General features: G+C 40.4%; 14 protein-coding genes. 4 read left to right on the plus strand and 10 right to left on the minus strand.

Annotation, left to right across the window (positions count from 1 at the left end):
* Position 1: 1 nt before the first annotated feature.
* From KSK37_RS11190 to tnaA, 3 genes are all read left to right on the plus strand, one after another.
* Positions 2 to 580, plus strand: a complete 579-nt coding sequence (locus KSK37_RS11190; protein WP_088359217.1) for a MiaE family protein — start codon at positions 2 to 4, stop codon at positions 578 to 580.
* Between the two features lie 70 nt (positions 581 to 650).
* The gene (locus tag KSK37_RS11195) at positions 651 to 1271 is read left to right on the plus strand and encodes a DUF502 domain-containing protein (RefSeq protein ID WP_088359216.1); all 621 of its coding nucleotides are present in this window, start codon (positions 651 to 653) and stop codon (positions 1269 to 1271) included.
* A 70-nt stretch (positions 1272 to 1341) separates the two neighbouring features.
* Positions 1342 to 2718 carry a tryptophanase TnaA gene (tnaA, locus tag KSK37_RS11200; protein ID WP_217201577.1) on the plus strand — a complete coding sequence of 459 codons (1377 nt, stop codon included), beginning with the start codon at positions 1342 to 1344 and terminating at the stop codon, positions 2716 to 2718.
* 1338 nt (positions 2719 to 4056) lie between these two features.
* Here tnaA and KSK37_RS11205 read toward each other — a convergent pair.
* The 7 genes from KSK37_RS11205 to KSK37_RS11235 form a co-directional block, all read right to left on the minus strand.
* On the minus strand, positions 4057 to 4542 hold the full coding sequence (locus KSK37_RS11205; RefSeq protein ID WP_217201578.1) for a hypothetical protein: 486 nt from the start codon (positions 4540 to 4542) through the stop codon (positions 4057 to 4059).
* Positions 4543 to 4627: 85 nt separating this feature from the next.
* Positions 4628 to 5398 carry a CE1 family esterase gene (locus KSK37_RS11210; RefSeq protein ID WP_217201580.1) on the minus strand — a complete coding sequence of 257 codons (771 nt, stop codon included), beginning with the start codon at positions 5396 to 5398 and terminating at the stop codon, positions 4628 to 4630.
* A gap of 90 nt (positions 5399 to 5488) precedes the next feature.
* Entirely contained in the window at positions 5489 to 7612 is a 2124-nt protein-coding gene (locus KSK37_RS11215) for an elongation factor G (protein WP_217201582.1), read from the minus strand.
* A gap of 306 nt (positions 7613 to 7918) precedes the next feature.
* Positions 7919 to 8881: a YpdA family putative bacillithiol disulfide reductase gene (locus KSK37_RS11220; RefSeq protein WP_217201583.1), complete on the minus strand. Its 963-nt coding sequence runs from the start codon at positions 8879 to 8881 to the stop codon at positions 7919 to 7921.
* A gap of 109 nt (positions 8882 to 8990) precedes the next feature.
* The gene (locus KSK37_RS11225; RefSeq protein WP_217201585.1) at positions 8991 to 9938 is read right to left on the minus strand and encodes an isopenicillin N synthase family dioxygenase; all 948 of its coding nucleotides are present in this window, start codon (positions 9936 to 9938) and stop codon (positions 8991 to 8993) included.
* 44 nt (positions 9939 to 9982) lie between these two features.
* Positions 9983 to 10258, minus strand: a complete 276-nt coding sequence (locus KSK37_RS11230; RefSeq protein WP_217201587.1) for a type II toxin-antitoxin system RelE/ParE family toxin — start codon at positions 10256 to 10258, stop codon at positions 9983 to 9985.
* Positions 10255 to 10506: a hypothetical protein gene (locus KSK37_RS11235; RefSeq protein WP_217201588.1), complete on the minus strand. Its 252-nt coding sequence runs from the start codon at positions 10504 to 10506 to the stop codon at positions 10255 to 10257. Before KSK37_RS11235 ends, KSK37_RS11230 begins: the two co-directional genes overlap by 4 nt.
* Before the next feature lie 101 nt (positions 10507 to 10607).
* Here KSK37_RS11235 and menD point away from each other — a divergent pair, with 101 nt between their 5' ends.
* The gene (gene menD, locus KSK37_RS11240; RefSeq protein ID WP_217201589.1) at positions 10608 to 12272 is read left to right on the plus strand and encodes a 2-succinyl-5-enolpyruvyl-6-hydroxy-3-cyclohexene-1-carboxylic-acid synthase; all 1665 of its coding nucleotides are present in this window, start codon (positions 10608 to 10610) and stop codon (positions 12270 to 12272) included.
* Here the strand turns inward: menD and KSK37_RS11245 are convergent, their stop codons facing one another.
* From KSK37_RS11245 to KSK37_RS11255, 3 genes are all read right to left on the minus strand, one after another.
* Complete coding sequence (locus KSK37_RS11245; RefSeq protein ID WP_217201590.1) at positions 12273 to 14822, minus strand: DUF5686 family protein; 2550 nt, start codon at positions 14820 to 14822, stop codon at positions 12273 to 12275.
* A gap of 84 nt (positions 14823 to 14906) precedes the next feature.
* Complete coding sequence (locus KSK37_RS11250) at positions 14907 to 15533, minus strand: aminotransferase class IV (protein ID WP_217201592.1); 627 nt, start codon at positions 15531 to 15533, stop codon at positions 14907 to 14909.
* The gene (locus KSK37_RS11255) at positions 15517 to 16494 is read right to left on the minus strand and encodes an aminodeoxychorismate synthase component I (RefSeq protein ID WP_246566533.1); all 978 of its coding nucleotides are present in this window, start codon (positions 16492 to 16494) and stop codon (positions 15517 to 15519) included. The genes KSK37_RS11250 and KSK37_RS11255 overlap by 17 nt, the downstream gene beginning before the upstream one ends.
* Positions 16495 to 16497 lie beyond the last annotated feature (3 nt).

Raw genomic sequence — 16497 nt, forward strand, 5'->3', positions numbered from 1 at the left:
GATGTTTAAACTGAAACTCTTAACCGATCCGCGCTGGGCCAATATTGCAGAAGGAAATCTTCAGGAAATCCTTACCGATCATGCATGGTGCGAACAGAAAGCAACCACCAACGCCATTACGCTCATTACCATGATGCCGGAATATCCCGAAATCATCACCGAGCTTTTAAAAATTGCGCAGGAAGAACTCGAACATTTTCAGATGGTTCACGAGATCATTAAAAAACGCGGCTACGAATTCGGCAGGGAAAGAAAAGACGATTACGTCGGACAGCTCTACAAATTCCTCGTTCAGGGAACCCGGGAAGAATATATTATCGACAGACTTCTTTTTGCAGCGATGATCGAAGCCAGAAGCTGCGAACGCTTCAAAGTGCTTACAGAAAACATCCAGGATGAAGAACTGAAGGTTTTCTACAAAGAATTAATGATTTCCGAAGCCGGACATTACACCACCTTTATCGGATTTGCAAGACAGCTCGGCGATCCGGAAACCGTGAATAAAAGATGGGAAGAATGGCTGGATTATGAAGCCGAAATCATCAAATCCTACGGTAAAAAAGAAACCATCCACGGGTAGAAGTTTTTAACGGATATTTTCGGAATTTTAGTATTTTTACCACCATAACAAAAAATGCTGAAAACTTAAAATGGACCGCAACCGCTTCGAACAACTCCTCAATACCCTGGCGAAATCTTTCTTTCAGGGATTATTAATTATCGGTCCGTTTGCTGTCACCATCTGGATTATCTGGTACATTGTTTCCAGTATCGACAATATTATACCTGCCGTTTCCGAAAAATTATATCCGGGAATTACTTTCCTCATCGTTATTCTGGGAACAGCGCTGGTAGGATATTTAGGAAATAAATTCATCATCGGCCGCATCGTGGTTGACAGTTTCGATTACATTCTGGAACACACACCCGGCATCAAATTCATCTACACCTCACTGAAAGACGTAATGACCTCCTTCGTTGGGGATAAAAAGAAATTCAACCAGCCGGTTCTTATTAAAACCGCTGATAACCCTGAAGTCTGGCGCATCGGTTTTCTTACCCAGAAAGATCTTTCGTCCGTAGGTTTTCCCGATTATGTTTCGGTATACCTTCCCCACTCTTACGCTGTTTCCGGTTGGGTGGTCTTCGTGCTTGCGGAGAATATCGTGCTGCTTGAAAACGTGAGTGCGGCGCAGGCGATGAAGTTTGCCGTAAGCGGCGGTGTAGCAGGTTTCCATTCGGATGATAATGTATTCAAAGCGCCGGAATGAGTTGAGGCTAAGTATTGAGATTAATTGTTAATCTCAATTTTTTTTCTTCAACCTTAAACTTATACCTCCAATGAAATTACCTTACGCAGAACCTTACAGAATTAAAATGGTCGAAGAAATTCGCCAGTCTACCAGAGCAGAAAGAGAGCTCTGGCTGAAAAAAGCCGATTATAATTTATTCAACCTGAAATCGTCGCAGGTTTTTATCGATCTGTTGACCGATTCCGGAACCGGGGCGATGAGCGACCGTCAGTGGGGCGCACTGATGACCGGAGACGAAAGTTATGCCGGCTCCAGAAGTTTCGAAGAACTGCATCAAACCGTGCAGAATCTTACCGGATACAAATATTTATTGCCAACCCACCAGGGACGCGCCGCGGAGAATGTGCTGTTTTCCGTTTTGGTGAAAGAAGGCGATGTGGTTCCCGGTAACTCTCACTTCGATACCACCAAAGGACATATCGAAATCAGGAAAGCCCATGCCATCGACTGTACCGTGGATGAAGCATTCGACATTGAAAACCTCCACCCTTTCAAAGGAAATATCGACCTCGTAAAACTCGAGGAAGTTTATAAAAGCTATCCGAAAGAAAAAATTCCGTTCTGCATGATTACCATTACCTGTAACTCTTCCGGCGGACAGCCCGTTTCCCTGGAAAACATGAAAGCGGTAAAAGCACTTTCAGACCGTTACGGAATCCCCATTTATTTCGATTCCGCGAGGTTTGCGGAGAACGCTTACTTCATCAAGAAAAGAGAAGCCGGACAGGAAAACCGCAGCATCAAAGACATTGCGAAAGAAGTATTCTCTTACGGTGTTGGGATGACGATGAGTTCCAAGAAAGACGGCCTTGTCAACATCGGCGGGTTTATCGCTTTGAATGACGAAAACATTTTCAGAGCCGCTTCCAACATTACCATTATTTACGAAGGTTTCATCACCTACGGCGGAATGGCGGGCCGCGACATGGCTGCGCTGGCTGTTGGTTTGAATGAAGCTACAGAATTCGAATACCTCGAAAGCCGTATTTCCCAGGTGGAATATCTTGGGAACAGACTGATTGAGTTCGGAATCCCCGTGCAGAAGCCGATTGGCGGACATGCCGTGTTCGTAGATTCCCTGAAATTTTTGCCGAATATCCCAAGAGAAGAATATCCTGCACAGACTTTGGCAAACGAAATTTATAAGGAAGCCGGCATCCGCACCGTAGAGATCGGGACGCTTTTGGCAGACCGTGATCCGCAGACAAGGGAAAACCGCTACCCGAAACTCGAACTCGTGAGGCTCGCCATCCCGAGAAGAACCTACACGAACAATCACATGGATTATATCGCTGCCGCCATTAAAAACGTTTACGACAGACGCGACGAAATAGAGAAAGGCTACCATATCACCTGGGAATCCGAAATCCTGCGCCACTTCACGGTGAAACTGGAAGAAGCTTAAAACAACAAAATCCGTTCGGCATTGCCGGGCGGATTTTTTGTGCTAATTCGCTAGTTTGTAAACAATTATTGTTTGGTGAATTGAGTTAATAGTTGGATATTTGAGATAACCTAAAGACAATTCATAAAATATTCATCATTGGAAGCAATTATAAATTTTGTTTTGAGTTTTTTTAAAAGAAAGGATGGAAAAAACAGCTATTGGGGCTTAATATTTATTGTTGCAACATTACTATTTGTGAATTATCTATTTAGCTTTAGTGATCAATATAAATTTGAAAAAAAATAGATAACTTAAAAAGTATTGAATCTCTGCTAAAGGATAAAACCTTAGATAAAAATGTTGCAAATTATCTTATAAAGAAAAAAGAAGATATAATTTCGGAGATTAAATTTGATCCCAATCATATATATAAAATTCCTCAAAAAGAAGTAACTAACTTTTTAGACTTCAGAAAATTCCCAGTGATTCACTACATATCATCATCGTGGCTATTTATTTTTCTAACTATTTTGCTTCCTATCCGATTATTTGACAGAAGTAGTATTGTACGTGGAACGTTATTTACAACGCGGCTCCTTATAATAATTGTTATGACTTTCACGGTATATTGTGCTTCAATTATTTATTCAAGTCTTCTTGAAAATATACCCATCATATCTTACAAACACTTATGGATAAACTATTTACTTAATTTTTTTTCAATTTTCTTCACGATACTATTTTTTTACTTTCTTTATTCGCTTTTTAATGTGCATAAAAATTATTCACAATTCATGACTGAAAACGACATGCCATATGATCCGAATGACTTCTCGCCACTAGCAGAGAAAATCGGAGAAGATAATCCCTTACTTTGGGCTCATGAAATTATTAAATATAATTACTCAAATAATGATAAAAGAACCACAATTATATTTACAATTTTAACAATTACCTTATTTTTCTTTGCATTTGGAAGTATTATTTACACGTTATATTCAATCGTAAGATATTTTATAGAGATTTAACCGTAATCTATATTAAAATATTATGGTCCAATACGCCCCGCTGCGCGAAGTCTCCTGACTTCGTGCCTCTATAATCCAAACGTTACATCATCCATTACCTCATTTTACCAAATCTTTAGGTCATTTACCCAAACCATTAGCTCCCGAAGCCAAATGTTTAGCTCAGCAACGCAAAACTTTAGGTCCGGAACCTAATCGTTTAGCCTTGGAACCTAAAATTTTAGCCTTTTGACCTAAACGGTTCTCAAAACAACCTAAACACTGCCGTAAAATAAAAGAAAAACAGCCCACGGAAACCGCGGGCTGTCTTTGATGAAGTATATCATTGCTATTCCCCTTCAACAGGAGGACCTGAGCGTTTGCTGCTGCGCGGAAAAAACTGCTTCAGCTCGTTTTTCTTGGTTTCGTAACCTGCGGCATTGGAGCCTGCCTTGTAATTGGTGTAGGCATAATCATCAAGGGCCGCCTGGTAGTTATCGTAATCGTGCAGAATCTTCGAGTTTTTCAGCCTTTCGTCCATGGCCTTTACGCGGTGGGCAATGTTTTCGATAAACTGACGGCTTTTCAGGTCGTTCTCGAATTCATTCCAGTCGAGGTCAGGCTGCGAAAGGTGGGCGCTGTTCTGGCGGTAATCCCACACTTTGTTGATGAGGAGCTTATTCTGCTCGTTCACACTGCCATAGTTTTTGCGCTCGTCGGGGGTAAGGGTTACGGTAAGCACGGCCAGTGCGTCTTCCAGCGCGGCAACGGCAGTTTGGATGTTGTTCATCTGCGCTTCTGTAAGGTGCGCATTGTTGAGATTTGGTAAAGGCATAACATTTAAGTTTTTATGGTTAGTATTTCGAAAGTACTATAAACCAATCAATTAAATGCCCGTTAAAACACCCTTATTTAATTTTTTACCTGTGATGTCTTTTGAAAAACGCCACCATTTCGGGGATGGATTCATGTGGGAATTCGTGGCCGGCACTGCGCTCTTCCACGACAAGTTCTGTATGATCAGTGCCGGTATAAAAAGTTTTGTCGCCTTTTACCACTGCGGTCTTAGGATCTGCTTTCAGATTATCTTCCACCATCGCAACCGACTGTTTCTGCATCCCGTACGGAACCAGAGGATCATTTTTTCCCATGCTCATCCACACCGAAAGCGGTTTCGCACCTTTGATCATCCTGCCGCCCTGCGCCGCGACCGAACAGATGGCCGCAATTTTATCCGCTCTCTCTACCCACAGCACATTCACGAATCTTGCACCGTTGGAATGTCCTACGGCATAAATCCTTGAAGCATCAACGTTATAATTTTTAGTCAGATCTTTTAAAACCTCATCGAAGAACAGCACATCGCGGTTGCCGTGATCGTTGGGAAACATTTGCCAGCCGTTCAGCAGGCCTTTTTTATCCACCACGTAGCCGGAGGTTCCTGGGATGCCTTCCATGAAAACCACCAGTGTTTCCTTATCGTAATTCTGGAAATCGATTTTCTTTGAAGCAAACTGCGCATTGCCGCCATGTCCGTGAAAAACAAAGATCACCGGTGTTTTTTCAGATTTCAGCTGAGGTTGGAAGACCAGTGCTTTCCTTGCGGTACCGTTGATATCAAATGTCTTGGTAATCTGGGAAAAGAAAAAGCTGAATGCAAAAACAGACAGCAGCAAAAGGATTTTTTTCATGGTAGATTTTTAGCTTTGATGCAAATGCAGAATGGGGGTTAAAAGAGAAAACCTCAACTTGCGGTGAGGTTTTCTGTAAAGTTATACAATTTATGCTTCCTGCAGAACAGAGTGCGATTTCACAAGCTCCTGCTGCACATTTGGCGGCACAAGCTGGTACTCGGAGAACTTCATGGTGAATTTAGCTCTTCCCCCTGTGATGGAACGCAGCGTGGAACCGTAATCGTGCATCTCAGCCAGCGGAACATCGGCAAGGATCTTCTGGTAATGTCCTTCAGAATCCATTCCGGAAATCATGGCGCGGCGCGTCTGCAGATCGCCCATTACATCGCCGGTATCTTCGTCCGGACAAAGGATCTCCACGGAATAAACCGGTTCGAGCAGCTGAGGCTTCGCATTCTGGAAACCTTCTCTGAAAGCGCCAGAAGCCGCCAGCTGGAAGGAAATATCATTGGAATCTACACTGTGCATCTTTCCGTCGTAAACAGTGACTCTCACATTCTGGCAATGTGAACCGGTAAGCGGGCCTTCTTTCATCTGCTGCATGATTCCTTTTTTAATGGCACCGATGTAGCGGTTATCAATAGCTCCGCCAACGATGCACCAGTAAAATGCGAGCTTGCCGCCCCAAGGCAGATCTTCGACTTCTTTCTGGCGGATATTAAAACCGGTAGGTTCCGGCATATCATCGTAGAAATTTTCAACTCTCATGTGGATTTCCCCAAACTGACCGGATCCTCCGGATTGTTTTTTGTGGCGGTAATCTGCATCAGCATTCCCTGTGATGGTTTCGCGGTAAGGGATCTTAGGATTTCCAAAATTCATGTTTACGCCGAATTCTTTCTGAAGTCTCTGTTTCACCAAATCGAGATGCAGCTGACCCTGCCCGTGAAGGATCGTCTGTTTCAGTTCTGCGGACTGCTCCACTTTCAGCGTTGGATCTTCTTCTTCAATTTTGTGCAGAGCGGTCACGAGTTTTTCCATATCCGCGGTAGAATCTGTAGAGACAGCTTTTCTGATGCGGCTTTCAGGGAATGCCATAGGACGCACTTTTCTTTCGATGCCTTTGGAATTTAAGGTATTGTTGGAATGGCCGTATTTCAGTTTCACGGTAACGCCCAAATCTCCTGCCACAAGTTCGGTCACCGGAATTCTTTCTTTACCTTCCGCTACAAAAAGCTGTGAAATTCTTTCTGTTTCGCCATTATTGGCATTCACCAGTTCATCGCCGGGTTTGATTTTCCCGCTCAGGACTTTAAAGTAAGAAACCATTCCGACCTGAGGTTCAGAAAGGGTTTTATAAATGAAGATGGTGGTTTTGTCGTTCGGGTCGTAAGAAATTTCGTCCCCGTTTTCCATTTTTCTTGCAGGTCTTTCGGCAGGTGACGGCGCGATGTCATCAATGAAGCCCATAAGTCTTCCGCTTCCCATATCTTTTAATCCGCTGGTGACGAATACCGGGAAAAACTGCTGTTTTGCAAGAGCGATGGTGATTCCTTTGGCGAGTTCGTCTTCGGAAAGATTGCCTTCTTCAAAGTATTTCTCCATTAAACCTTCTTCATTTTCAGCAGCGATTTCTACCAAAGCATTATGCATTTCGTTGGCTCTTGCCATTTCGCTTTCAGGAATTGGTTTTTTCTCAGGTTTTCCTCCGTTCGCAGGGAATTCGTACATCACCATTCTTAAAGCATCGATGATCGCATTAAAGTTCGCTCCGGAATTATAAGGATACTGAACAGGAATGAGTTTGGTACCAAACCTTTCTTTAGCCTGCTCCAGCGTTTTCTCGAAATCGGCTTTCGGATGATCCATCTGGTTGATGACGAAGATGGCGGGCGTCTGGTATTTGTCTACATACTCCCAAACGAGTTCGGTTCCCACTTCGACACCGTTCGCAGCGTTCAGCACGATGACTGCAGTATCGGCCACCTTTAACGAAGAAACGACTTCGCCAACGAAATCGTCAAATCCGGGGGTATCGATAATGTTTATTTTATTGTTTTTCCAGTTTACGAACATCTGGTGGGAGAAAATTGTTTTTCCTTTTTCGTGTTCTAAATCTGTATGGTCGCTCACCGTGTTCTGTCCTTCGACGGATCCGCGGCGTTTGATCGCCCCTCCCTCGTAAAGCATGGTTTCAATCAGCGTAGTTTTGCCGCTGTCGGAATGACCGAGCAAGACTACATTTCTTAGATCTTGGGTATTAGCACTCATAATATATAGTTTTAATTATTCTATGGGAATGCTAAAAAGGAAATGACCTGCATTTGATTTTTAGGTAGTTAAAGTTACGAAAGATTTGAACTGGTTTTGATATTTTTAAAAATGAAATTCATGATATTTGGCATTTAAGTGTATCCTGCCTTCATTCATGCTTAAGTGTAAAAAATTGAATTACCGGAACCAAATATTGATAGGGTTCAATTTAATAATTAACGACAGTTAACCGTGTTGAAATCTCTTTTAATAAAGGTTTTGTGAGAATTAAAAAGAAGAAAAGTGAGTTATGTGCAAAAAAGATTATTTCTTATTTAAAATGTTCTTTACAATCATTTCCGCGTGAATTCTGGAGTTTTCAATGAACCAATGATGCGTGTCTTTTCCGCCGCAAACTACGCCTGCCAGGTAAAGGTTTTCTACATTCGTCTCCATGGTTTCCGGATTATACACCGGACGGAGATTATCACCTTTTAAATCAATTCCTGAGTTTTTGAGGAATTCAAAATCCGGAAGATAGCCGGTCATTGCGAGGACAAAATCGTTTTCAATCTCGTGAATATTTCCCGTCTCATCCTTGAAAATAGCGGTGGCTTCTTTGATCTCCATGATCTCAGCATTGAAAAAGGCTTTGATACTTCCCTCAGCGATGCGGTTTTCAATATCCGGCTTCACCCAATACTTCACCGATTTCGAAATCTCAGAATTTTTAATGATCATCGTAACTTCTGCTCCTTTTCTGTAAGTTTCCAAAGCGGCATCCACGGCAGAATTGCTGGCACCGATTACCACAACTTTCTGGTTGGCGTAAGGATAAGGTTCCGTATAATAATGTTTTACTTTCGGCAGGTTTTCACCGGGAATATTCAGCAGATTCGGAATGTCATAAAATCCTGTTGCGATGATGACGTTTTTCGCGAGGTATTTTCTTTTGGAAGATTCGATCTCAAATATTTCATTTTTAGAAATTTTCAGAACTCTTTCATAAAGGTTGATTCTCAGACCACGCCGGCGCGTAATTCCCTGATAATATTCCAAAGCATCCTGTCTTCCAGGTTTTGGAGATGACGTTATAAAGGGAGTTTCTGCGATTTCCAGTTTTTCGGCAGTCGAGAAAAACCGCATGTACAACGGATAATGATAGAGTGAGTTGACGATAGTACCTTTTTCAATAATTACATAATTTAAACCGTTCTTTTCGGCTTCCAAAGCACAGTTCAAACCAATAGGTCCGGCGCCGATAATCAGTACATCCAATATTTCCATGTTACAAAATTACGAATCAAATATATTATAGAAACATTTGACTCCTGCGGATTTAAACAAAAAAAAACGGACAGAAAAAATCTGTCCGTTCTATACCAAAATCTTGGGATTACTTAATTAAGCCTAATTCCACGAGTCTTTCGTGGAGAAATTCACCTGCTGTTGTATCAGGATATAATTTCGGATTGTTTTCGTCATAAGTTCCTTCCAAAGCGTTCAGCGGCATATCTCCTACCGGATGCATGAAGAAAGGAATCGAATATCTTGAGGTTCCCCACAATTCACGCGGCGGATTTACCACCTGGTGAATGGTAGACTTCAGTTTGTTGTTGGTGTGGCGTGAGAGCATATCACCAACATTGATCATCAGCTCGTCAGGTTCAGCAATTGCATCCACCCATTCGCCGTCGTGGTTCATGACCTGAAGACCTTTACCCTGAGCGCCCATTAAAAGCGTAATCAGGTTAATATCTCCATGAGCCGCCGCACGCACTGCATTATCAGGTTCTTCCGTGATCGGCGGATAATGGATTGGTCTCAAGATCGAGTTGCCTTCACCCACGAATTTGTCGAAATAAAATTCGTCCAAACCAAGGTGCAAAGCCAGAGCTCTCAATACATAAACACCGGTTTTTTCCAACATTTTATAGGCTTCTTTACCTACTTCGTTAAATTTTGGAGTTTCCGCCACTTCCACATTGTCGGGATACACTTCGGCATATTTCGAACCCGGTTCCAAATACTGACCGAAATGCCAGAACTCTTTCAAATCCCCTTTTTTAAACCCTTTGGCAGTTTCTTTCCCGAAACCAACATAACCACGCTGTCCACCAATTCCGGGGATTTCGTATTTCTGCTTGGTTTCTACCGGCAAATCGAAGAAATTCTTCACTTCGCCGTAAAGGTTTTTTACCAGACTGTCATCCAGAAAGTGCCCCTTCAGAGCAACAAACCCTATTTCTTCGTATGCTTTTCCGATTTCATTTACAAATTTTTGTTTGCGTTCCGGGTCACCCGAAAGGAAATCACGCAAATCCACACTTGGGATCTGTTTCATATTTTTGAGATTAAATATTTCGTTGCAAAATTAAGTTTTTTAGATTAAAAATTTCTTTTTGTGTGAAGGATTCTGAAAACCTCAATTTCTTTCCCATTTAAAAAGTAATGGACTCCAAATGGAAAAGCTTCGAGAAAAACTATTCGGTTCCCTTGGTATCTTTCCTGAAACTGCAGCGGGTTCTCCTCTAATCTTGTGAGCGTACGTTTCAAGTCATCCCAAAACCGGTCAAGCAAATCGGGGCTGATTTTTAAATAAAATTCGTCAGCTTCTGCCAGATCTGTTTCAGCCTGATCAGATAGCGTCACGAAATAATTCATCGGTTAAATTTCTTTTTAACATCTTCCCAATTCGTAAATTTCAGTTCGCCTTTCGCCTTCTTTTCCAGCATCTCATCTATCATTTTCATATATCCTTCAGTGATTTCGAAATCATCATTGGCCTTTTCAGTAAGAATTTTTTCGAGATAATTTTTGAGATTTCTTCCGTCTTCCTGGGCTTTAATTTTAAGTTTTTCTAAAGTAATTTTATCTAAGGACACTTCTTTTCTGATTTTTTCACGTATCATTTCCGGTAATTTTACGGTAAATATACGTATAAACTCCCCATCAAATATTTCTGTTTAAAATTTTAATTATCAGTAAATTTGCGGTTAGTCAAAATTTTCAAATGAAACAGTTCTCTTCCAAAAGAAGCATCCAAATATTAGCATATCTCTTAAAAGAATACGGAATTTTCAATATCGTTATCTCACCAGGATCGCGTAATGCGCCGCTGGCAATACATTTTTCCGAAACTGATGAATTCAACTGTTACAGCATTGTGGATGAAAGAAGTGCCGCATTTGTTGGTTTGGGAATGGCAAAAAGCGAAAAGAAACCTGTGGCAATAACCTGTACCAGCGGTTCTGCTTCTGCAAATTATTATCCTGCCATTACTGAAGCATTTTATCAGAATGTCCCGCTCCTGGTTCTTACTGCTGACCGGCCGACCGATTATGTGGATATTTTTGACGGACAAACCATCCGCCAGAAGGAGATTTTTGAGCAGCATTCTTACGGCGATTTCCAGCTTCTGGAAGACGGAAAAGAAAATGCCGATGATGAAAATTTTGCTTTAATTAAAAAAGCAATCGAACTATGTTTTGAAAAACAGGGACCGGTGCACATTAATATTCCTTTGGAAGAACCTCTTTATCAATTGGTTTCGGAGCTTCCCAATTTTCCTCCAGTAGAAAAAACACTTCAGAAAAAGCAATATGAACTGCCTTCACATCTCGCAGCAGAATGGAATCTTTCGAAAAGAATTCTGATTTTGGTCGGAACCCGGGATTACAGCGAAGAACTGCAAATGCAGCTGACTCAATTGGTTAAAAATCACAGTGTTGTGGTTTTAACGGAAGCGACTTCCAATCTCAACCACCCGAAATTTTTCAGTCATATCGACCGTTACATTTTTAATTTTTCTGAGGAGGATTTCAAGACCTACGCACCCGATCTTTTAGTAACCATCGGACAGAACGTTGTTTCCAAGAAAGTGAAACAGTTTCTGAGAAAAGCGAAACCGAAAAACCACTGGCACATCCACGAAGTTTGGCAGCCTGACACTTTCTTTTCGCTCACGGAAAAAATTGAAACCAAACCCGAGGTTTTCTTTAAGAAATTACTGAATTTTATTAACCTGGAACCTCAACCCTATTTTAATTTATGGGATGTTCTTCGGGATAAAAGAGATTTAAAACATGTGGATTATTGTGTAAAAGCACCTTTTTCTGATTTTAAATTCTTTGAGATTTTATCGGAAAAGCTGCCGGAAAACATCAATCTTCATTTCAGCAATTCTTCTGCAATCCGATATGCGCAGCTTTTTGATTTCCAAAAAAACCACATCTACTGTAACCGCGGAACAAGCGGAATCGACGGCTCTACTTCGACGGCGATGGGTTTTGCAATGAAAAATGCAAACCAGACGGTGTTGGTAACGGGTGATCTCAGTTTCTTTTACGACATCAACGGGCTTTGGAATAATTATATTCCGCCTTACACAAGGATTATTATTTTTAATAATGGCGGTGGCGATATTTTTAAGATTATTCCGGGACCGGGGACTGCGAACGCACTCGATGAATTTATCCTTACGAAGCATCACAAAAACGCTGAGTATTTAGCAAAACATTTCGGGTTTTCTTACACGAAAATTGATGATGAAGATACACTCTCACGTGTATTGGACAACTTCTTCAAACATGATGTAAAAGCAAAAATTCTTGAAGTTGATACTTCTGGGATTGAAAATTCGGAGATTCTGAAAGGATATTTTGAGTCGATCAAATAATTAAAAATTCATCTGCAGCCCGAATTTAATTCCGAATTTTGAAACATCCGGCCGGTCGAGATAATTCCCCCGCCAGTTGAAATCTACCCTTAAAATTCTGAGATTCCCGAAACCTATATTTTCGAGACCAAAACCATATTCATAATAGATCTGCTGATCCGGAGCTGAATAAAGAGTGTTTTCGAAATTGATGTTTTTCGACGCATCGCTTAAGGTTCCGTATGCGCCGCGGATAAACACGAGTTCTCTGAACTTCAGCTTTTTAATCAGCGGAATATAGGAAATAAGCTTGCCCTGGAAATGATGTTCATAATTCAAAGTTGTGTACGCATCAGCAACGAACTCGTAATATTTTAAGAGCGCAAAAGTGTTGGGAATTAAGCTGTAGGACTGATTTCCGGGAATCACATTCTGTAAGGCCAGCGGAACGGTGCTGAAATTTTTCCCGGCTTCAAAGTTGATAATCGATTTTCCGATGTTTCCAAGCAACACAGGCTGAGAATAAAGAAACTGTAGCTTATTATAGTCAAAATCACCATTCAGAACGTTCTCAAAACCATGCGTGAATTTCAAAACGAAAGTTGGTGATAGCGTCGTAAAAGAATAACGGTCAACGCCATACTGCGAATATTTTGCACCGGGTTTCGCGATCAGGCTGAATGTTGTATGAAAATCATTCAGCTCAGATTTCAGTTCATTATTTTTATAGAAATCAAGATTAAAATTCTGGGGATTCGCGGATTTTATATTCTGTAAGGAAGCGTCCATCCGCACTTCAAAATTCTTTACAGGTTCCAGAGAAAAAAAGAAATTATTCTGTTTCACCAAACTCAACGAAGCATTTGTTCCTGATGAAAATACAGATGAAGACGCGAAAGAGCGCGTCATAATTCCGTCGTCATTTGTGAGCTGAGCCCCGAGCTGAATGACGTCATTCCGGCTTCCAAAACCAATTGTCGCCCTGTTTTCCCGGCTGAACATATATTTCCCTTCAATTCCGTATTTGAATTTTCTGTCCTTAAATCCGTATGCGGTGTAACCGGCGATCCGCCACATATCATTAGGCGAAAAATAGGTTCTTGCGCCGACGCGGATGCGGTCTCCTTCCACTTCATTTTTTCCGTAAACAGAATAAATATCACCAAAATCAATAGCTTTCCAGGCATTCACATATCCTGACTGCAGGATTTCCACCAGTTTTACGATTCTCTTAAATTTCGGAACTTTTTCAAGACCGGAAACCATGGTATATACATTCTTCTCAGAATCAGCCAAAGGCTCATCTCTCTCTCTTTCCCAGAATTCATCGGGTTTGGTGAGATTTCCGTCGCTTAAAGTCTGTTCTTTATCCACTAAAAGCCGGTCGTCAAAATTCTGATTGAAAAGGTAATCGCTGAAAATATCGGTCCTCTTAAAAAGAATACTTTTCGCATCTTTTTTCTTTTTGAAAACCGACATTTCAAGTTCTGTATAAGTTCTTTTAGGAATGAAAACAGAATCATTCGGCGAGTCGTATTCGGTTTCCAAATAAATTCCGTTGACAAAATTAACGTTGATTTTATTGGTTGATTTCAACGTGGCTTTTACAATATTATAAGTGCCTTTGGAAATGTAGAGATTCCCCTGAAAAGCAAGAACTTCCTTTCTTTTGGGGAAATAATTAATCACAAAACAGTCGGTTCCGTTTACAGCAAGAGAATCGGTAATTTCATACTCATAAGTACTGAAACCGTCTTTTGCGACGGGGCTCGGAAATCCGATATTGAAAAAATTCAGCGTATTGTCATAAAGATTTACGTCTTTAAACTGATTTTTTGCCGTAGAAGCAATGAGCTCGTTATCGCTGAATCCTGAAAATTTATTGGCAACAATCGTTTTGTTTTCCTTTTTTTCAGGTTTGTTTTTACCGTAAGTTTTATAAATAGTTTCATTAAAAAATACAGGAAGAGAAAGCTTTTTATCGAAGTTCGCCGAATCAGCATACTTAAAAATAAACTCCATATCATTGAAGATTTTTTTCTTCATAAAAGCACTGTCGATATTATTGAGTCCTATTTCAATTTTCTCATATTCCTTGAACTGATAATCGCTGTAATTCGCAAGTCCATTGGTTTTCTTTCGCTTCCACACTTCCTGCATAATGGCATACGCGGGATTTTCCTTTTTGTTTTTGTATTTCTTTTTGCTTTTTCCTGCGAGAACAACTTCCTTGATATCTTCCACATTTTCGGGCTGAAGTTTCACCACCAGGTTTTCAAAGCGGTGATCGCTGAAAGTGTGTACTTCGGTTTTAAAATTCTTTTTGATAAAAGTCGCAGTGGCAATTCCGGAATCGGAAACAATGAGAAAATCCGAACCGGAAGTAGTGAGCTCAGCCTTTTGTTTTTGATTAATGAAAATTTCAACGCCTGAAACCGGCTTTCCGGTGTTGGCATCCACGATTGATCCTGAAATTTTCGTTTGTGATAATACGGTAACTCCAAAAAACAAGAAAAGTAAAATTCTCAATTTTTGGGTAAAATGAAACAGGAACTGGTATTTTTTCTTCATGAAAGTCTTCTGCAAAATTTCCGAATGTGGAAATTACTCTAGCGAAAAACAGACCAATTACTAACGAATTGGAACCGCTGTTGGCTAAATTTCTAAATATCCTGATGTATCAGGAAGATTGGTGATTTTTGATATTGGATAAATAAACATATCATCGAAATCGTTCATCGCATTAATCAGCTGAAAATGAGAATATTCCTTTATATTCTGTAAAGTAATTTCTGCTTCTTTAATCTTTTTACTCTTCAGCAAATGAGTTCTCTGAACGCCGTTCAAAAGATATGTTGTCGGCGTGAACCAGTCTTTCCCTTTCTTAAAAAGAATGTTCGAAAACGAGGTATCCGTAATATGGTTGTTTTTTACAATAATTATTTCGTCAGCTTTTGCTTTAGCAATCATCTTTTCCAGCTCTTTCCGGTCTTCAAATTTGAAGGAATAATCATAGGCATTATTTTCCACCAGCTGAAAATCGTCTATTTCCGAAATGGCGTACGGAATAAGCTGTGTTCTATAATTTTTGTTCAGATCGTAAGTAATTTTCAGCTTGAACAGACCGTCTTCATCGAGCGCCAATTCTTTAAAAATCTTAGCCAGATCGATGGAAGTTTCTTTTCCGAAATGGGCTAACGTCTCGTTAACCCTTTTTTGATGAAGATCTAAGAGGAAAATTTCCTGATCTTCAATTTTGATGCTTTCAATGAATTGGGACATAAATTTTATTTTTCATTTCTTTGTATTCGTCAGCTAAATTACTCAAATGAGTGATTCCGCCACCACTTTTGAAGTATAATTTGTTGTTTTCTTTTTCAATAAATCTAATCATCACGCAGGAATCGAGATTTTTGCCGTCGAACCAGCCGCAAACTCCGGTATAATATCCCCGGGAATAATTTTCCGCTTCCAGTATAATTTCGAGGGTTTTGGGTTTCGGCGCCCCTAATATGGATCCTGCCGGGAGTAATTTTTTCAGAATACTTCCTATTTTGCCCCGGAATTTCGGTTTCAGTTTCCCCGAAATTTCAGAACTCATCGCGTACAGGTTTTTCTGTTTTGTCTTAAGAAAGTCAATCCGCTGAAATTCATTCAGTTTTACCTCATCGGCGATCATACTCAGATCGTTGCGCAGCAAATCCACCACCGTATAATGTTCTGCTTTTTCTTTAATGTTGCTTTTCAGCATTTCCACTGCATTTTCTTCTGAGGCATCAATGGTTCCTTTCATAGGATGGGTAAGAACCTCATTATCAGTTATTTCAATAAAGGTTTCAGGAGAAAAAAACACAAACCTGTCTTTATACAAAACCTTATATTTCGATTCTGAAAGATAGAAAATTTCTTCCAGCGTAAGATTTGTTTTTATCTCGGTTTTGCAGGTATAGTTTGCAAGATAAGAATTCCCCAATCTCAGATTTTTCTGCACGAATTCGAAACCTTCCTGGTATTGTTCTTTCGTCTGGGGAAAAGATTCGAATTCAATTCTCTCAGGAATTGTGTACGGTTTAATCTCCGTTTTAAAGCCTTGAAAATCAACCAATAAACCTGATTTATCAATTTCATTTTCAGTGAAAACATCCACATTCTCCATTAAGAAATCGATCATAAAAAAGAACGGAACTTTCTGCTGAGAAAGTTCATCCATCTTATCAAAATTCGGGTGAAATTTGGAATTCATCTC

Source organism: Kaistella soli (assembly GCF_019038595.1).
GTDB lineage: Bacteria > Bacteroidota > Bacteroidia > Flavobacteriales > Weeksellaceae > Kaistella > Kaistella soli.